Origin of the sequence: Streptomyces sp. B21-105 (assembly GCF_036898465.1) — a bacterium.
Lineage (GTDB): Bacteria > Actinomycetota > Actinomycetes > Streptomycetales > Streptomycetaceae > Streptomyces.
Map to the genome: position 1 here is coordinate 1,727,181 of NZ_JARUMJ010000001.1, position 17,040 is coordinate 1,744,220.

15 protein-coding genes and 2 pseudogenes are annotated in these 17,040 nt (G+C 71.4%); 6 read left to right on the forward strand and 11 right to left on the reverse strand.

The window, feature by feature from the left end; all coding sequences use genetic code 11:
• The first annotated feature begins 88 nt into the window (after nucleotides 1-88).
• Nucleotides 89-1,006, forward strand: coding sequence for an SDR family NAD(P)-dependent oxidoreductase (locus tag QA802_RS07525; protein ID WP_334519060.1), 918 nt, complete (start codon nucleotides 89-91; stop codon nucleotides 1,004-1,006).
• A 78-nt stretch (nucleotides 1,007-1,084) separates the two neighbouring features.
• Here QA802_RS07525 and QA802_RS07530 read toward each other — a convergent pair whose 3' ends face one another.
• The 7 genes from QA802_RS07530 to QA802_RS07560 form a co-directional block, all read right to left on the reverse strand.
• Nucleotides 1,085-1,924, reverse strand: coding sequence for a class II glutamine amidotransferase (locus QA802_RS07530; protein ID WP_334519063.1), 840 nt, complete (start codon nucleotides 1,922-1,924; stop codon nucleotides 1,085-1,087).
• A gap of 74 nt (nucleotides 1,925-1,998) precedes the next feature.
• On the reverse strand, nucleotides 1,999-2,427 hold the full coding sequence (locus QA802_RS07535; RefSeq protein WP_334519066.1) for a DUF7144 family membrane protein: 429 nt from the start codon (nucleotides 2,425-2,427) through the stop codon (nucleotides 1,999-2,001).
• A gap of 42 nt (nucleotides 2,428-2,469) precedes the next feature.
• Complete coding sequence (locus QA802_RS07540) at nucleotides 2,470-2,901, reverse strand: SHOCT domain-containing protein (protein ID WP_334519069.1); 432 nt, start codon at nucleotides 2,899-2,901, stop codon at nucleotides 2,470-2,472.
• Nucleotides 2,902-3,050: 149 nt separating this feature from the next.
• Nucleotides 3,051-3,767 carry an HdeD family acid-resistance protein gene (locus tag QA802_RS07545; protein WP_334519072.1) on the reverse strand — a complete coding sequence of 239 codons (717 nt, stop codon included), beginning with the start codon at nucleotides 3,765-3,767 and terminating at the stop codon, nucleotides 3,051-3,053.
• Between the two features lie 43 nt (nucleotides 3,768-3,810).
• Nucleotides 3,811-4,008 (reverse strand): DUF8691 family protein, encoded by a 198-nt coding sequence (locus QA802_RS07550; RefSeq protein ID WP_057580603.1) that lies wholly within the window; start codon nucleotides 4,006-4,008, stop codon nucleotides 3,811-3,813.
• A 241-nt stretch (nucleotides 4,009-4,249) separates the two neighbouring features.
• Nucleotides 4,250-4,771 (reverse strand): hypothetical protein, encoded by a 522-nt coding sequence (locus tag QA802_RS07555; protein ID WP_334519074.1) that lies wholly within the window; start codon nucleotides 4,769-4,771, stop codon nucleotides 4,250-4,252.
• A gap of 315 nt (nucleotides 4,772-5,086) precedes the next feature.
• On the reverse strand, nucleotides 5,087-7,804 hold the full coding sequence (locus QA802_RS07560) for a winged helix-turn-helix domain-containing protein (RefSeq protein WP_334534392.1): 2,718 nt from the start codon (nucleotides 7,802-7,804) through the stop codon (nucleotides 5,087-5,089).
• Nucleotides 7,805-8,231: 427 nt separating this feature from the next.
• Here QA802_RS07560 and QA802_RS07565 point away from each other — a divergent pair, with 427 nt between their 5' ends.
• Entirely contained in the window at nucleotides 8,232-9,041 is an 810-nt protein-coding gene (locus QA802_RS07565) for a PhzF family phenazine biosynthesis protein (RefSeq protein WP_334519077.1), read from the forward strand.
• Between the two features lie 83 nt (nucleotides 9,042-9,124).
• Here the strand turns inward: QA802_RS07565 and QA802_RS07570 are convergent, their stop codons facing one another.
• Together QA802_RS07570 and QA802_RS07575 are read right to left on the reverse strand one after the other, a co-directional pair.
• Complete coding sequence (locus QA802_RS07570) at nucleotides 9,125-9,955, reverse strand: CPBP family intramembrane glutamic endopeptidase (RefSeq protein ID WP_334519080.1); 831 nt, start codon at nucleotides 9,953-9,955, stop codon at nucleotides 9,125-9,127.
• A gap of 218 nt (nucleotides 9,956-10,173) precedes the next feature.
• A pseudogene (locus QA802_RS07575) lies at nucleotides 10,174-11,690 on the reverse strand (glutamate-cysteine ligase family protein).
• 587 nt (nucleotides 11,691-12,277) lie between these two features.
• Here QA802_RS07575 and QA802_RS07580 point away from each other — a divergent pair.
• From QA802_RS07580 to QA802_RS07590, 3 genes are all read left to right on the forward strand, one after another.
• Nucleotides 12,278-12,868: a hypothetical protein gene (locus tag QA802_RS07580; RefSeq protein ID WP_334519083.1), complete on the forward strand. Its 591-nt coding sequence runs from the start codon at nucleotides 12,278-12,280 to the stop codon at nucleotides 12,866-12,868.
• 360 nt (nucleotides 12,869-13,228) lie between these two features.
• Complete coding sequence (locus tag QA802_RS07585) at nucleotides 13,229-13,417, forward strand: DUF5999 family protein (RefSeq protein WP_055632223.1); 189 nt, start codon at nucleotides 13,229-13,231, stop codon at nucleotides 13,415-13,417.
• Nucleotides 13,418-13,693: 276 nt separating this feature from the next.
• Nucleotides 13,694-14,776, forward strand: a complete 1,083-nt coding sequence (locus tag QA802_RS07590) for a LacI family DNA-binding transcriptional regulator (RefSeq protein WP_334519092.1) — start codon at nucleotides 13,694-13,696, stop codon at nucleotides 14,774-14,776.
• On the opposite strand, the pseudogene QA802_RS07595 reads toward QA802_RS07590, so the two are convergent.
• Nucleotides 14,769-14,897: pseudogene (locus tag QA802_RS07595) on the reverse strand (endo-1,4-beta-xylanase); the annotation flags it as partial. The gene QA802_RS07590 and the pseudogene QA802_RS07595 sit on opposite strands and share 8 nt — an antisense overlap.
• Before the next feature lie 38 nt (nucleotides 14,898-14,935).
• Here QA802_RS07595 and QA802_RS07600 point away from each other — a divergent pair.
• Nucleotides 14,936-16,570: a recombinase family protein gene (locus tag QA802_RS07600; RefSeq protein WP_334519095.1), complete on the forward strand. Its 1,635-nt coding sequence runs from the start codon at nucleotides 14,936-14,938 to the stop codon at nucleotides 16,568-16,570.
• On the opposite strand, the gene QA802_RS07605 is transcribed toward QA802_RS07600, so the two are convergent.
• Complete coding sequence (locus QA802_RS07605) at nucleotides 16,503-17,036, reverse strand: hypothetical protein (protein WP_334519098.1); 534 nt, start codon at nucleotides 17,034-17,036, stop codon at nucleotides 16,503-16,505. The genes QA802_RS07600 and QA802_RS07605 overlap by 68 nt on opposite strands.
• Between the last annotated feature and the right edge of the window lie 4 nt (nucleotides 17,037-17,040).

Consider the following 17,040-nt stretch of genomic DNA (forward strand, 5'->3'; position numbering starts at 1 on the left):
ACAACTGCAGTCTGTCCTGTGACTGTGCGGACGGCTGGGGCGTCGCGAGCGCCGGAGGTGCGACGCGGCAGCCCCTTAGGCTGCGGACATGACATCCGCGAGCCGTTCGGACAGCACCCCACCCGCCACCACGCCCATCACCACACCGGCCGCCGCACCCACCGACTCACCCACCGCCGCACCCGGTGCCCCGGACGGCGCCTCGCCCGTCTCCTCCTCCGCTCCCGGAACCTCGGACGACTACCTGGCCGAGCTGTTCTCGCTGGACGGCCGGGTGGCGGTGGTGACCGGCGGCAGCTCGGGAATCGGGCGGGGCATAGCGGTGGCTCTGGCGCGTGCGGGGGCGCGCGTGGTGATCGTGGCGCGCAAGGAGGCGGAGCTGGCCGCGACGGTCGACGAACTGGCGGCGGACGGCTGCCGGGCGGCCTGGGTGAGCGGCGATCTCAGCACCCGCGACGGGGTGCGCACGGCGGCGGAGCAGGCGACGCGGGCGTTCGGCGAGCCCGACATCCTCGTCAACAGCGCCGGAATCAACCTGCGGCCGCCGATGGACGAGCTGGACGAGCACGTCTGGGACACCACGATGGCGGTGAACCTCGAGGCGCCCTACCTCCTGGGCCGGTGGTTCGGGCCCGGCATGGCGGAGCGGGGCTTCGGACGGATCATCCACATCACCTCGCAGCAGGCGCACCGCGCGTTCGTCCAGAGCGGCGCGTACGGGGTGTCGAAGGGAGCGCTGGAGTCACTGGCCCGGTCGCAGGCGGAGGCCTGGTCGCCGTACGGCGTCACCTGCAACACACTGGTGCCCGGCTTCGTCATGACCCCGCTCAACGCGCGGCTGTCGTCCGACCCGGACCGGGTGGCGGCCCTGGCCGCGCGCACGATGGTCGGACGCAACGGACTGGCCGAGGACTTCGCGGGAGCGGCGGTCTTCCTCGCGAGCCGCGCCTCCGGCTACGTCACCGGGCAGTCGATCTTCGTCGACGGCGGCTTCTCCGTCCACTGAGCGCGCGTCCCCGGTTGAGCGCGCGTCCCCCGTGCGCCGCCGGGGCCGGGCCCGGTCGCGCGCGGGGGACGTCACGCGTCAAGCCGCCAGTGGGGTGAAGGGGACGATCTCGTCCGCACCGGGCTGCACCACTCCGTAGGTGCTCTCGGGGACCTTGTTCCAGGCGCCGGGCAGATCACCCAGCGGTTCCGAGACGATCAGCCGGGTCTCGTCGGAGACCTCGCGCAGGAACGCCATGTCGGGGTGGAGCGACCGGAGCGTCTCCACCCGGGTGCTGTAGAAGAGCGACCTGGACTCTCCCTGGCTGGAGTACCGGAAGGCCCACAGCCGTTCGCCGTCGGTCAAGGCGACCGTCATCTGCAGCGGATACTCCACGCCGTGCGCGTGGCCGACCCGTTCGACCAGGCCCGCCATCCGGGCCACGGCGCCCGGCGGATCCTCCTCCAGGCCCAGGGTGAGCGCCAGGTAGAACATCAGCTCCGAGTCCGTCGACCCCTCGATGTCGAGGAAGAGCCGCGGGTCGACGGCGAGGGCCAGGTCCCGGCGGACCCGGTGGAACTCGGCGATCGCCCCGTTGTGCATCCACATCCAGCGTCCGTTCCGGAACGGGTGCGAGTTGGTCTGCTGCACCGCCGTACCCGTAGAGGCCCGGATGTGGGCGAAGAACAGCGGCGAGCGGACGTGGCCGGCGATCTCCCGCAGGTTGCGGTTGCTCCAGGCGGGGCCGATCTCCCGGACGACCGCCGGGTTCCCGTCGTCCGCCTCGAGCCCGTACCAGCCGACGCCGAAGCCGTCGCCGTTCGTCGTCTCCACGCCCATCTTGGAGTGCAGACTCTGATCGATGAGCGAGTGCGCCGGCCGGTAGAGGATCGTTTCCAGCAGCACGGGCGTGCCCGAGTAGGCGAGCCAACGGCACATCGTCTACCGCCTTCCTGGAAGTGCCGAGCGATGCTCCGTCGCCATCGCCATCGCCATCGCCATCGCCGTCGCCGTCACCTCAGCGACCTGTCCGGCTTCGCCACGCACAGAGCCCAGATGACGAACGCGGAGAACGCGATCATCACGACGGACCAGACCGGGTAGTACGGCAGGGACAGGAAGTTGGCGATGACGATCAGGGCGGCGATGGCCACGCCCAGAACGCGCGCCCACATCGCTCCCGTGAACAGTCCCAGACTGACGATCACCGCGACCGCGCCCAGTGCGAGGTGGGTCCAGCCCCAGCCGGTGAGGTCGAACGCGAACACGTAGTCGCGGGTCGATACGAAGATGTCGTCCTCCGCGATCCCCATGATGCCGCGGAAGATGTCGAGCAGTCCGGCGAGCATGAGCGACACGGCGGCGAAGACCATCAGGCCCTCTGCCCACTGCTGCTTGGCGGTGTGCCGCTCGGCCGACGGCGTGTGGGTGGAGTGAGTCATCCCGGTGCCTCGATTCGTGTTGGTTCGGCGGAGTACGCCGGCTCAGCGGCGGGTGCCGCTCAGAACGAGTTGCTTGGCCTTGTCGAACTCCTCGTCGGTGATGTCGCCCCGGGCGCGGATCTCCGAGAGGCGGGCGAGTTCGTCGACGCTGCTGGAGGGACGGTCCGCGCCCTTCGCGGTCTCGCGGATGTAGCTGTCGAAGGCCTGCTGCTGCTCCTGCGCCTGCTTGATCTCCCTGCGTCCCATGTTCTTGCCGCGGGCGACCACGTACACGAACACGCCCAGGAAGGGCAGGACGACGCAGAACACCAGCCAGCCGGCCTTGGCCCAGCCACTGAGGTCGTCGTCGCGGAAGATGTCCATCACGACCCGGAACAGCAGCACGAACCACATGATCCACAGGAAGAACACCATCATGGTCCAGAAGGCGCTCAGCAGCGGATAGTCGTACGCGAGGTAGGTGTCGCCACTCATCTGTCTCCTCCGTCCCGGGCTTGCGCCCGCCACCCGGCAGGCCGTTGCGTGCCGTTCTCAGACTGCGCGCCCGGGAGTGGATCGTCCTCACCCGGGGCGGGTGAGGAATGGCCGGGCGCCATGGCCGGCCCCCGGGCCGCGCCGATCGCTCAGGGACGGCCGGCCGGGGCCTGCGGAGCCGTCGCCGTGCGGGCCCCGCGCAGGGCCGCCCGCCAGGCGAAGGCGACGCCCGCCTCGACCAGTCCGAGCAGAACGAGCCACAGGCCGAGCAGCCTGGTCAGCGCGCGGGCCGACTCGGTGGGCAGCGCGAGCACCACGATCCCGGCGACGACGGCGAACACCGCCGCGCCGATGACGACGCCCCGGTGCGGCAGGTCCTTGGCGGCGAGGGCGGTGTAGAGGGTGAGGATGCCCGACACCAACCACAGGACGCCGACGATCAGCGAGAGCGCCGCGATGGTCTGCAGCGGGTGCCGCAGACACAGCACCCCGGCCACCACGTAGAGCATGGCCAGGAGGAGCCCGGTCACCCGTTCGCCGTGGTCGCCCCCGCCGAACGCGGTGACGAACCGGAACACGCCGGTCACCAGCAGGTACAGGCCGATGAGCACGGCGAGGACGTGCAGGGTCTCGTCCGGCCAGACCAGGATCAGGATCCCCGGCACGAACGCCGCGATCGCCGACCCGAGGATCCACGTCCAGGAACGCCCGAGCACGCCCAGAACGTCGGCGGGGTCGCCGCCCGCGGGCCCCCGGGCCGCCCGGTCGTCGTCGCCCGGACGGTCGCGGCCGTCGGACAGCGGGTCGGGACCCTCGCCCGGGCGGTCGCGGCCGGACTGCGGTACGGAACCGTGCGGCACGCTCATGACTTCCTCCTCGCGCCCGGCCGGGGCGACACGCCCCGGCACCTCACTCGGGCAGTTGGCGCATCTCCATGACCCGCAGCCCCAGCGACTGGCAGCGGGCCAGCAGCCCGTACAGGTGCGCTTCGTCGATCACCCGCCCGAACAGAACCGTCTGGCCGGACATGACGACATGCTCCAGCTCCGGAAACGCCCTGGTCAGCGTGTCCGACATCTGTCCTTCCACACGGATCTCGTAGCGCATGAACTCGCTCCCCGGCCTGGGACAGGCGGACCGCGCCCTGTACCGCGATGGTCCGCCCCGGTGAAGCCCCGGGCCTCACCCGGTGCAGGTGAGTCGGCGTCCCGCCCGCGTCATCGGGACCCCCGGAACGTCCACTCGCCCACTCGCCCACTCGCCGGCAGGTCCACTCGCCCCTGGTCCACTCGTCCACTCGCTCGTTCGCCAGTGCGTCAGTGCGTCAGTGCGTCAGTGCGTCAGTGCGTCAGTGCGTCAGGAACAACTTGAAGGCGATGATCACCAGGCCGAGCACGAGGTTCACGGAGGCGCCGACGGACACCAGACGCCAGGAGCCGCCGGCCCGACGTGCCGCGGCCGCCGACCAGCCCACCTGCCCGGCGACGGCGACCGACAGCGCGAGCCACAGCGTGCCCGACAGGTCCAGGCCGAGCACCGGACTGACCGCCACGGCGACGGCCGGCGGTATCGCGGCCTTGACGATCGGCCACTCGTCGCGGCAGACCTGCAGCACGACCCGGCGGTCCAGGCTCCGCTCCGCCAGCCGTGCCCCGAACAGCTGGGCGTGCACATGCCCGACCCAGAACACGAGCCCCGTCAGCAACAGCAGCAGCACAAGCTCCAAACGCGGGAACGATCCCCACGCGCCCGCACCGACGACGACCGAAGCAGCCAGCATGGATCCGTAGACGCCCCCGGTGTAGTCGGCGGTGGCCCGGCGCTCCGCGGCGCGTGCCCGGGCCGCCTCCCGGTGTCCGGTCGCGGTCATGCGGGCCTCCCTCGGCGATGGGACGACTCCGACGAGTTTCCAGGTCGCTCGGACCCGCAGGACGGTTTCAATGCGGGGCAGGTTTCGATACGGGGCAGGTTTCGATACGGGGCAGGGTCCCAGGTCCATCGAAGCGTGACGGTCCTGCCGGCGCTTCACCCGCCATGGGCGAGCCGTGGGCCAGACAGGCGAGCCAAGGGTCGAAAAAACGGCACCGTCCAGGCGCCGTCCCGGTGCCATCCAGACGCGCTCCAGGCGTCTCCCGCCACAGTCGGCGGGCGGCCTCGCCGCGGTCGGGGCCGGCCGGTCGCCCCGTCAGAGCAGGTCCAGCTCGCGGGCCCGGCGCACCGCCTCGTTGCGGCGGTTGACCGACAGCTTCCGGTAGGCGCTCTTGAGATGCGTCTTGACCGTGTTCACGGACACGTAGAGGTCGGCGGCGATCTCCTCCGTCGACATCGTCAGTGCCAGCCTGCGCAGCACGTCCCGTTCCCGTCCGCTCAGTTCCTCCACCACCGGCGGCGGCCGGTCGTCGGACGGCGCCGCGCACGGCGTGAGCCAGTCCCCTGCCGTCCCCCGCAGCGACGCCGGGGCGAGGAAGCGGCGGATCCACGGTCCGGCCTCGGCGAACGGCCTGCGCAGGCCGTCGCGGCGGGCCTCACGCAGGGCCTCGCCGACGAGTGCGTGCGCGGCGGGACCGTCCCCCGCCTCACTCGCCGCCTGCGCCCGTACCAGCAGGGCCCGGACGATCACCGCGGGCCCGGCGCGTCCCTGTTGGCGCACGCCGTCGAGGAGGTCGATCGCAGCGTCCGGCCGTCCGGCGGCCAGCTGGGCGCGCGCGGCGGCGACCTCGCACGCCGGCTGCGCGTCGGGGACCGTCAGGAGCACCTCGACGGCCGTCTCGGGACGGCCCTCGGCGAGATGCGCGGCGGACGCGACGAGCGCCGTCTGTCCCTCCGCCCAGGGCGAGGGCACCGCGGCCACCACGGCCGGCTCCGCCGCGGCGAGCGCAGCCCGGGTGTCACCACGGGCCAGGTGCAGCCGGGCGGCGGCGATGGCCCGGACCGCCTCCATCACCGGGTCGCACCACGCGGAGGGCACCTCGGCGGTCTCGGCGAGCAGCGTCCGGGCCCGGCCCAGGTCGTCGCGGTCGACGGCCACGGCGGCCAGGACCAGCCGCGCCATGCCGGAACCGGACGACCTGGGCAGGCCGTACCGCTCCGTTTCGGCCGCGGCGGCCCGCGCCCTGCGTTCCGCTCTGCCGGGCCAGCCGTCGAGGTAGTCGATGAGGGCCAGCCTCCCCAGCGCGTCCTCGCGTGCGAGTGCCGTCACGGCCCCGGCGGCGGAACCGGCCACGCTCGACAGGGCGGCGCCCGCCTCCTCGAACCGCCCGGCCCACAGCCGCGCGGAACCCAGGTGGGCCAGCAGCAGCGCGGTGAGCTCGGGATGCCTCTCCAGCAGCCGGGCGGGGATCTCGTGCCGGAGCGTGTCGGCCGCTGCGGCGGCCAGCTCCGCCCGGTCCGGCGCACCGGTCAGCCGGGCCGCCAGCGCCTCGAGCAACGCGCAGCTCAACCGCTCAGCCACCAGTGCGGACTGCTCGCCCGCCGGATCGTCCCCGGCGCGGGCGCGTTCCAGCGGACCGCGCCCTGCCTCGGTCAGCGTCTGCTCCGCGTGACGCAGATGCGCCTGGCCGCGGTCGAGCTCGTGCCGGGACAGCTCTCGTGCCGCCCGGACGAGGTGGGCGGCGGGGCTCGCCGCCTCCGGCCCCATTTGGGAGAACAGCTCGGCGAGCGCGTCGACGCGCAGACCGGTGAAGAGCCAGCCGATCGCGAGGTCGTCGACCAGCGCGCCCGCGGTGAACTCCCAGTCGCCCGCGGCGGCCCCGTGGCTCAGGGTCGCCGCGAGGGCTCCCGAGCCGCGCAGCCAGTGCGCGGCCCGCCGGTGCAGTTCGGGCTCGAGACCGGGCGAGCGCATCCGCAGATGGGCACGGAGGATCTCCGCGAACAGCGGATGGAGGCGGTACCAGTCCCGCTCGAGGTGCTCGACGAACGCGTTCTCGCGATGGAGCCCGGCCAGGATGGGCTCGGCGTCGGTGCGCCCGGTGAGCGCGTTCACCAGCCCGGGACGGAACCGGTCGAGGACGCTGACCCGCAGCAACAGGTCCTGTGTCTCGGAAGGCTGCCGCCGGAGCACTTCCGCCAGCAGGAAGTCGGCGACCGCCGTGCGGTCGGCCTGGAACTGCTTCAGGTACGACTCCGGATCCGGGCTCTCGCGCGCGGCGAGGGCGCACAGCCGCAGACCGGCGGCCCAGCCCCGGGTGCGGGTCACCAGACCCTGAGCCGCGTGCGCGGGCAGCCGCAGTCCGTGCAGGTCCAGCAGTTCGGCCGCCTCCTCGCCGGTGAAGGCCAGTTCCGCGCCGCGGATCTCCGTCAACTCGCCGGCCGCCCGGTAGCGGTGCAGCGGCAGCAGCGGCTCCGTGCGGGTGACGAGGATCAGGCGCAGGCCTGCGCCCGCGTGGTGCAGGACGAACTCCAGCTGCTCGGAGATCGCGGGGTCGACCACCCGGTCGTACTCGTCGAGCACGACGATCACCGGCCGGTCGCGGGAACTCAGCTCGGCGGCCAGCCGGGCCAGCAGCGCGGCGGGCACCCGGCGCGCGTCCGCGGGACAGCCGATCTCGGCGGGCAGGTCGGTGCCGACGACCCGCAGGGCCTCGAGCAGATACGCCCACAGCATGCCCGGACCCTGTCCCGCCGCGTCGGTGGTGAGCCAGGCGACGGGGTGCTCGCGTGCCGCGGCCCAGTCGGCGACCAGCAGCGTCTTCCCGGCGCCCGCCGCTCCGTTGACCATGGTCAGCGGCGTCTCCAGAGCCCCGTCGAGGTGTGCGACCAGCCGCTCGCGCCGCAGGAACGTCACCGGGCGGGCCGGGACGACGAACCGTGTGCGCAGGAACGGATCTCCCTGGGGATCTGCGTACGGTCCCGCCGCCACGTACGGGCCCGTCGGTTTCGCGTCGCTCTCCTCGAGCCCGGCCATGGCGCTCACCGCCCCGGTCGTCAGGTCATGCGTCACGCTTCTCCCAGCATCCCAGGGTTCCCCCACAGCCGCTTCGCGAGGCCCTCCGCGTGCCCGCGGGCCGGTGCGAACGCGGAGCGAACACCGGCGACGACCCTGCGGCTGACCTGCGAAGACAACGGACCGACAACGGACCGACAACGGACCGCCCGGGCGCCTGGCCCCGCACCGACCGCACCGGAGCCGGAGCCGGGCGCACCAGCCACACCGGAGGCGGGATTCCATGAGCGGAGTGGGACATGCACATGAGCACACGGGACCCACACCAGGGCCCGCTCGGCGAAGTCGGCTCCCGGACCCGGACCCGTCAGCCGCCGCGCCGAAACCGGTCCAGGACCCGCGGATTGGCCTTGGCCGACGGCGGCGCCCGCCCTCTAAGGTCACCGGCATGCGCATGCGAATCGTCGACGCCTTCACCGACCGCCCCTTCGCCGGCAATCCGGCCGGGGTCCTCCTCCTCGACGCCTTCCCCGAGGACCACCGGCTCCAGAACGTGGCCCTGGAGATCAACCACGCCGAGACGGCGTTCGCCCATCCCCTCCCCGAGGGCGGCCACGCGGACTGGGCCCTGCGCTGGTTCACACCCGTCACCGAAGTCGACATGTGCGGTCACGCCACCCTGGCCACTGCCCATGTCCTGTACACAACGGGCGTGCACACCGGCCCGGTGCGGTTCGCCACCCGCAGCGGCGTCCTCGTGGCCACGCCCGCCGAGGACGGCTCGATCACCCTGGACTTCCCGACCGCCCCGCTGACCACGGTCGACATCCCGGCCGGCGTGGCCGGGGCCCTGGGCGCCGAACCGCTCGCCTGCCTCGACACCGGCCCGCACATCGGCGACCTGCTGATCGAACTGGCCGACGAGAAGAGCGTGCGCGCCCTGCGGCCGGACCACAGGGCTCTCGCCGCATATTCCAGGCGCGGCGTCATCGCCACCGCCCTCGCCGAGGACCCCGGCCGGGGCTACGACTTCGTCTCCCGCTGCTTCTTCCCGAACGTCGGCATCGACGAGGACCCGGTGACGGGCAGTGCCCACACCGCTCTCGCCCCGTACTGGTCCGGTCGTCTCGGCCGCACCGCGCTGACCGGCCTCCAGGCCTCCCCGCGCTCCGGCCGCGTGCGCACCGAACTGAGGGGCGACCGCACCCTGTTGAACGGCCGCGCGGTCACCGTCATCGAGGGCGAGCTGCTCGCCTGACCGCATCCTCGCCGGAGCCCTGGGCCGAGGGCCGAGGGTCGGGCCAAGGGTCGAGGGCCGACCGAAGGCACACCTGTGGCGGCTCACGCCGTGGGCAGCCACCCCACCTTCCCCGCCAGCAGCGCGTATCCCACGAACGCTCCGATGTCGAGCAGCGAGTGCGCCACGACCAGGGGACCCACCCGGCCCCAGCGCCGGTAGAGGTAGACGAACACCACGCCCATCACCATGTTGCCGATGAAGCCGCCGATGCCCTGGTAGAGGTGGTACGAGCCGCGCAGCACCGAGCTGGCCACCAGCGCGGTGCCCGGCGTCCACCCCAACTGGCCGAGCCTGCGCAGCAGATACCCGACGACGATGACCTCTTCGAGGATCGCGTTCTGCAGCGCGGACATCACCAGCACCGGGTACTTCCACCACACGTCGGGCAGCGCCTCCGGCACCACCGTCAGGTTGAAGCCGAGTCCGCGGGCCGCCAGGTAGAAGGCGATGCCGGTGCTGCCGATCACGGCCGCGACGGCCGCCCCACGCCCGAGGTCCGGCCAGGGCCGGGTGCGGTCGAAGCCCAGCGTGCGCAGTCCCTGGCCCTCGCGCAGCAGGAAGTGCGCGACGAGGGCCACCGGGACCAGCGCCGTGGCGATCCCGAACAGCTGCCAGGCGAGATCGAGCCACGGGCGGCCGGGCGCGGCGGAGGCGTTGAGGGTCGCCGCCTGATCCTTCAGACCCCCCGGCTTGGTGGCCGAGCCGACAAAACTGATCAGGGCGGACACACCGCTCGCACCGAGCGACACCCCCAGAACGAGCAGCGTCTCGTCACGGAAAATCCGTCGCGAGAGCGGTTCCTGCGGAAATGAATCAGCCAACGAACCCTGCCTCCACCTGCACACCTGCCTCCGGATGCGTGACCCCCGCATCCCCCGTGGAGGTCACAGCTTGCCCGATCCGTACGAGGCAGGCGGCAGCGACCCCCGTCCCCGCGCTCCCCGCCGCACGACGGCCGTCACGACCGCCCTGGGCCGAGCAGCGTCACGCCCTCGCCGTCACCCACTACAGCACCCGCCCGACCGCACGCTCGATACCGCCGACGCACTCACCCCACTTCACGCACTCACGCAGTCCGCCGACAGCGTTCTCAACCGCTCGGCGCGAGCTCAGGCAGCCCCACGGGCCAGGTATGCACAGGCTCGTCCGTGTGCATCAGCTCCGCGTACCGCCGTGTGGTCGCCGCCAGCGCGGTGTCGCGCGGCAACCCGGCCTCCACCGCCCGGTGGAAGGTCGCCACCTGCCAGGACGCCCCGTTGGTCCGTCGCCGGCACCGTTCCTCGATGACCCCCAGGTACAGATCGCGGTCGGCGGGCTCCACCCCCAGGCGTCCAGCCCCGCCTCGGCCAGCGGCAGCAGCTCGTCCCGTACGAGGCTCACCGCGTCCACCTCGACCAGGCCCCCCAGCCGCCCGCGCCGCGGCCACTGCAGCCGGGCCTCGATCCCGTGCCGGCACGCCGCGTCGAAGTTCGCCTCGGCCGTCTCGAACGGCAGCCGGGACCACACCGGCCGGGACTCCTCCGCCAGGGCCCGGACGACGCCGTAGTAGAAGGCCGCGTTGGCGATCACGTCGGTCACGGTCGGCCCGGCGGGCAGGACGCGATTCTCCACCCGCAGGTGCGGGACGCCGTCGGCGATGCCGTAGACGGGCCGGTTCCAGCGGTAGATCGTGCCGTTGTGCAGGACGAGTTCGGCGAGCGAGGGCACCCCGCCCGCCTCGAGAACCTCGAGTGGATCCTCGTCGTCGCAGATGGGCAGCAGTGGCGGGAAGAAGCGCACGTTCTCCTCGAACAGCTCCTGCGCCGAGCTGATCCACTTCTCCCCGAACCACGTCCGCGGCCGTACCCCCTGCGCCTGGAGTTCCGGCGGCCGGGTGTCGGTGGCCTGCTGGAAGAGCGGGGGCCGCGACTCCCGCCACAGCTCGTGGCCGAACAGGAAGGGCGAGTTGGCGCCGACGGCGATCTGCGCGGCGGCGACGGACTGCGCGGCGTTCCACACGGCAGGGAAACGGCCGGGCGTCACCTGCAGATGGAGCTGCACGGAGGTGCAGGCCGCCTCCGGCACGATGGACTTGGACGTGCACGACAGCCGCTCCACCCCCTCGATCTCCAGGGCGAAGTCCTCGCCGCGTGCGGCCACGATCTGGTCGTTGAGGAGGGTGTAACGATCGACCTCCGACAGGTTCGAGGAGACCAGGTCGTCACGGTCGAGAGTCGGCAGAATACCGATCATCACGATTCCTGCGTCGACCTCGCCGGCCTTTCGGTGGGCATATGCCAGTGACGTACGAATTTCCTCCGCGAGTCGATCGAATACCCGGCCGCCCAATCGGTGTGGAGCTATGTTGACTTCCAGGTTGAACATGGCGAGTTCTGTTTGGAAATCCCGGCTCGCGATCCGCTCGAGCACCTCGCCATTCAACATTTTCGGCAGACCGTCGGCACCCGCGAGATTCAGTTCGATCTCAAGACCCATGAAGTTCTTGGGCCGATCGAAGCGCTTCTGGGCCAGGAGTCGCTCGAGCCCCGTCAGACACTTCCGGAGCTTGTCCCGGTAGTCCTGACGATCGGACAGGTCGAACGCGCCTGCCACGACCTTCTCCCCCATCGACGCGTCCTTTCCTCGCATGGCGGGCCGACGGCGCGGCCGCCGGTGATCCAGGGTCAGGTGCAATGATGCCCAGCCCTGCCGATCGATAACGTCCCCGCCCGGAACAGCGACCCGCCAGGCCGACCCGAAGTCACCGGAAGTGACGGGAAGTGACCGGTGGCACATTCACCGGGCATGCCGCCTGGACCCCCCTATCGGTGAAATCCGGAACTCGTGAAAATCGCCGACGAGAATGGGCCGTCCGTCCATCACGCCACAACCCGAGGTCATCGGGGTCCGACCGGCTCGGAATCGGGATTTTTCACACGTATCGCCGACCGATTGAACCCTTGCCGAGTGTCCCGGAATCGACTAGACGAAACACAGTCTGAACACGTGTCCTATAAACTCCGCGAACAAGGCAGAGAAGGTTGGCGCCCACGGTCGAAGGAGCCTGTCGTCGAGGAGACGGCAGGCCGCTCGCGCACCCCCGCACTCTTCCCCCAGACCCGGCCCCTGCCTCTTTGACCTCGAGAGCTAGCTGACAGCGCCGTCCGCCCACGCCCTCGCGCCACCGTGCCTGTCGAATGGAGAGGCGACCCACCATGCCTTTGCATGTCCCCCCGGCTCCCGCCCCCGCCCTGCGCTCCGTCCTCACGGCCCTCGGGTCCCCCACCGCCGTCCACGAGGCCCGTACACCGTCCCTGCGCACCGCCCAGCAGGATGCCGTCCCCGACCTCCCCCTGCCTCTGCACGTCCTGGACGCGATCACCCCCGAAGGCGCGGCCGCGACCCGGCTGGCCGGCTGGCGCTTCCTGATCCGCTGCGGCGACCGGGCCGTCGCCGCAGCGGAGACCCGGCTCACGCCGGACGGCTGGGCGTTCTCGCACTTCTTCGAAGGCCCCTACATCGCCTCCACGGAGCGGGCCCTGCGCCAGGCCGAGTCGGTCGCCCAGCCCTGCCAGGCGCGGCTGCTCTCGGTACCGGGGCTCTACATGCTCACGCTGTGGCTGCACGGCGACAGCGCTTCGGACGGCACCACAGGTCATCCCGATCCGGCCGACCTGCTGGTTCCGCTGGCCCCGGCGCCGCCCGGGATCGCCGCCCACCGCCCGCACCGGGTCGCCGAACTGCTCCCCGTGCTCACCCTCCGGGTCACGCCCGCGCCACCCCCACTGCTCGGCTCCCCCGCCTGACCCCCTTCCGGCCACCGCACCGGCCCCGCACCGGGCCCCGTACCCGCACACCCCCGTACCCCGTCCCCGCGGCCCCGACGACGGGGTACGGGGAGTGCGCGCCTCTGGCCGGACTAGCCCCATCCGGCCACCGGGAACCACCCGAAGGGACGGTGTGACGGGGATGAACCGCCCGCGCGGGTGACGCGTCCTGAACCTGTGAGAAGCGGTGCCGCGAAATCCCTGCGGAACGACCTCCGTGGGGCAACACTGGTTCCGACCGACTTATCACAACGGGGGGCGGCCATGAACGACGTTTCACGCCGCGGGACAGACACCACATCCATCTCACACCTCACGCAAGAGCGGAAGTTCCCATCCATGTGCCAGCACCAGCCACCGTGCCCGACAGCGACCTCAGCCGACCGGGAGTCCGCCCGCCTCGTGGCGCATCACCCGGAACAGGGCTGGAGCCTGCTGTGCAACGGCGTCCTGCTCTTCGAGGACACCGGTGAGCTTTTGCCGGACGGCCAGGTCATCGCCCCTCACCGGGTCGTGACCGCCGCCTAGCCACCTGCCCAGGGGCAACAGCACACCCACGGGCAGGCGCAGTACCCACGGACGGCGCGGGACCGCCGTCCGCAGACTCGAGGGGCCGGCCGCAGCGACCACTGCGAACCGGCCCCGACGCGTCCCTGGACCCGGTCACTCCGGGTAGCCCGCCGGTTTCCGTCCGAGACGGTGCCGTGGCGTCTCCCCTGAACGTCTCCCGTGACGGCGCTTTTTCCGGAAGACTCCTGGAAGTTTCGGCGTGGAGTCCGGGGCGGGTGGCGGCGGAGGTGGGAAGTGACGACGGACGATGCGACGCCCGCGTCCCGGGTCGAGGTCAGGGTGACGATCACCGAGATCGCCCGGCAGGCCGGCGTCTCGGTGCCGACCGTGTCCCGAGTGGTCAACGGCCGCTCCGACGTGTCGCCGCGGACGCGGGCCCGGGTCGAGGACCTGCTTCAGCTGCACGGCTACCGCAGGCGCCCCGCCTCGGCGCCGACCCGCGCATCGCTGCTCGACCTGGTCTTCAACGACCTCGACAGCCCCTGGGCGGTGGAGATCATCCGCGGAGTGGAGGAGGCCGCCCACGCGGCCGGGGTCGGCACGGTGGTGTCAGCGATCCACGGCCGCTCGGGCGACGCCCGCGAGTGGATGCGCAACCTGCGCTCCCGCGCCTCCGACGGCGTCGTCCTGGTCACCTCGGCCCTGGAGCCCACCCTGCACGACCAGTTGCGCATTCTGGGCGTTCCGCTGGTCGTCGTCGACCCGACCGGTTCCCCCGCCGCCGACACGGCGACGATCGGCGCGGCCAACTGGTCCGGCGGTCTCGCGGCGACCGAGCACCTGCTGTCGCTGGGCCACCGCAGGATCGGCCTGATCGCGGGCCCGGCGAGGCTGCTGTGCTCGCGCGCCCGCTTCGACGGCTACCGGGCCGCCCTGGAGGCGGCCGGCCTCGCCGTCGACGAAACCCTCGTCGTCCCCGGTGACTTCCACCCCGAGTCCGGCTTCACCGCCTGCACCGCCCTCCTCGACCTGCCCGAGCCGCCGACCGCGGTGTTCGCCGCCAGCGACCAGATGGCGCTCGGCGCGATCGAGGCGCTGCGCCGACGCGGCCTGCGGACCCCGGAGGACATGAGCGTGGTCGGCTTCGACGACCTGCCGGAAGTCCGCTGGTCGGCGCCGCCCCTGACCACCGTCCGCCAGCCCCTGGCCGAGATGGGCAAACTCGCCGTCCGCACGGTGTTGAGCCTGGCCCGCGGCGAGCGCCCCGACTCGCCGCGGGTGGAGCTCGGCACGGAGCTGGTGGTGCGGGCCAGCACCGCGCCGCCCCGTGCCGCCGGGCCCGCCCTTCGGGCAGACGACGACACACGCCCTAGCTGAGCGCCTCCCGGATCGCCCGGTACGCCGGCTTCGGCGCGAGCTGCTCGTCCCAGGGCAGTGCCGCGCCCTGGCCGGGGAAGAACGCCGGAATCCACGAGTACTTGTCCGTGTAGTCCCATAAAGCAGCTAAGACACGCCGCACTTGGCTAGCATCAACCCATGCCGTTCGCACCCGAATACCTCCACCTCGTCTTCCCCGGCAACACCTTCCAAGCCTGGCTCTACGGCCGCAACAGCGACGACACCACCAAAACCGGCGACTCCGTCGAAGACCAACTCACCACCGGCCGCACCCTCTGCCACCGCCACACCTGGCCCATCACCCGCGAGTTCAAAGACGCCGGCATCTCCGCCAGCCGCCACGGCCGCAAGACCCGCGACGAATTCGAAGACCTCCTCACCACCATCACCAACACCGTGCCCCAACCCAACGTGCGCCGCATCGTCGTCGCCTACGAAGCCAGCAGGTACTACCGCGACCTGGAGGCATACGTGCGCCTACGAGCCGCCTGCCTCACCTCCAACACCCTCCTCTGCTACAACGGCCAGGTCTACGACCTCTCACGCCGCGACGACCGCAAAGCCACCGCCCAGCACGCCATCGACGCCGAAGACGAAGCCGAAGGCATCCGCGACCGCAACCTCCGCACAGCCACCCTCCAAGCCGAAGAAGGCCAGCCACACGGGAAACTGCCCTACGGCTACCTACGCGAATACGCCGTCGTCGGCGGCCGCAAACGCTGCATCCGCCAATACGAACACCCCACCCAAGGACCCGTCGTCGTCAAGGCGTTGGAGCACATCGACGCCGGCCGTTCGATGCTGTCCCTGGTCCGCTGGCTGAACTCCACCCAGGAGGCCGCCCGCCCGGACGGGAAGGCGTGGAGCGGCATCACGACGCGCCGTATGCTCCTCAACCGCCGCTACCTCGGCGAGCGTCTACACCTCGGCGAATACCGCAAAGGAACATGGGCGCCGCTGAAGGGTTTGGAGACGGCCGAGGGCCGGGCCATGTTCAACCGGGTCACAGCCAAGCTGACCGACCCCGGCCGGCGCACGCAGCGGGGGACGGAAGTCGCACATCTGCTGTCGTTCATCGCCCTGTGCGGGGTGTGCGGCGACCACGCCCTGCTGACCACGTATCCGCGCGCCGACGGCAACGGCATCGTCCTCGGCTGCAAGGACGCCCGCAACGTCGGCATCCGCGAGGACGTCGCGGACGCCTTCGTGGAGGAGGCCGTCATCGCGTGGTTCAGCCGCAAGGACGTCGCCCGCGCCGCGCTCGTGCCTGACTCCGACGACCTGAAGCAGAAGACCGACGCTGCGCAACGGCTGATCAACGGCTACGAGGAACAGTTGCGCGAGGCACGCCAGTTGGCGAAGACGTTCGACTTGGAGACGGGCCGGCCCAAGCTGTCGGCCGCGGCGCTGGCGGATATGGAGCAGGCGATTGGTCCGCAGTTGGAGGTGCAGCGGGCCAAGCTGACGGAGTTCGCGGGGGTGTCGCCGCTGCTGCTGCGTCTGCTGACGGCCGACGATCCGGAGGTGGTGTGGAACGGCCGGCCAGCGACGGCTGATCGGGGGGAGGTGCCGGGTCTGTCGTTGGAGCAGAAGCGGGAGGTGATCCGGCGGGTGGTGACGGTGCGGTTGAACCGGGCGAGCCGGATGGGGGTTCGCGAGTTGGAGCCGGGGCGGATCACGTTGTCGTTCGTGGGGACGGCGGGGTTCAGGGACCGACCACTCCGTGCTCCCGAGCGCGCTGCTGGCGGGGTTCCTGCTTCGGGAACGGAATGAGTTTCCCGGTGCCGCAGGCGGTGGGGGCGAACTTGTTGCCGCGGATCATCAGGACGGTGGCTTCCATCGTTTCGGAGATGAGAGCGGCGCGGCCTTCTTCGAACTCGGCTTCCATTTTGGTGCGTTCGACGGCGAGGCGTGCAGTGAGGGCGGCTTGTTCGGCGCTGATGTCCTGACGGAGGCGGCTCTGCTCGTTCAGCAGGGCCGCCTCCAGGGCGATGTAGGTGGCGTACTCGTCTTGGGACCGGCGTTCAGCGTCGGCGAGTGCGCGGCGTTCGTTGCTGGTGTCGATGATCCACCGGCGGATGACGGCGAGGGTGGTGACGGTGAGGGCGGTGACGGTAAGACAGGTTCCGCCGAGTGCTGGGGCGAAGTCGTCGCGGACGATGCCGTAGAGCGTGAGTGCTAGTCCTCCGAGCAGAACCGTTCCCGCTGCCGTGGCTCGCGTGCCGCCCGTGAGATTCATGCAC

Coding starts and splice junctions, on each gene's coding strand:
- QA802_RS07535 (WP_334519066.1), bottom strand. CDS start 2,427: ATGACTCACTCCACCCACACGCCGTCGGCCGAGCGGCACACCGCCAAG.
- QA802_RS07545 (WP_334519072.1), bottom strand. CDS start 3,767: ATGAGCGTGCCGCACGGTTCCGTACCGCAGTCCGGCCGCGACCGCCCG.
- QA802_RS07580 (WP_334519083.1), top strand. CDS start 12,278: ATGCCTTTGCATGTCCCCCCGGCTCCCGCCCCCGCCCTGCGCTCCGTC.
- QA802_RS07560 (WP_334534392.1), bottom strand. CDS start 7,804: ATGGCCGGGCTCGAGGAGAGCGACGCGAAACCGACGGGCCCGTACGTG.
- QA802_RS07555 (WP_334519074.1), bottom strand. CDS start 4,771: ATGACCGCGACCGGACACCGGGAGGCGGCCCGGGCACGCGCCGCGGAG.
- QA802_RS07540 (WP_334519069.1), bottom strand. CDS start 2,901: ATGAGTGGCGACACCTACCTCGCGTACGACTATCCGCTGCTGAGCGCC.
- QA802_RS07550 (WP_057580603.1), bottom strand. CDS start 4,008: ATGCGCTACGAGATCCGTGTGGAAGGACAGATGTCGGACACGCTGACC.
- QA802_RS07585 (WP_055632223.1), top strand. CDS start 13,229: ATGTGCCAGCACCAGCCACCGTGCCCGACAGCGACCTCAGCCGACCGG.
- QA802_RS07565 (WP_334519077.1), top strand. CDS start 8,232: ATGCGCATGCGAATCGTCGACGCCTTCACCGACCGCCCCTTCGCCGGC.
- QA802_RS07605 (WP_334519098.1), bottom strand. CDS start 17,036: ATGAATCTCACGGGCGGCACGCGAGCCACGGCAGCGGGAACGGTTCTG.
- QA802_RS07600 (WP_334519095.1), top strand. CDS start 14,936: ATGCCGTTCGCACCCGAATACCTCCACCTCGTCTTCCCCGGCAACACC.
- QA802_RS07525 (WP_334519060.1), top strand. CDS start 89: ATGACATCCGCGAGCCGTTCGGACAGCACCCCACCCGCCACCACGCCC.
- QA802_RS07530 (WP_334519063.1), bottom strand. CDS start 1,924: ATGTGCCGTTGGCTCGCCTACTCGGGCACGCCCGTGCTGCTGGAAACG.
- QA802_RS07570 (WP_334519080.1), bottom strand. CDS start 9,955: ATGCGGGGGTCACGCATCCGGAGGCAGGTGTGCAGGTGGAGGCAGGGT.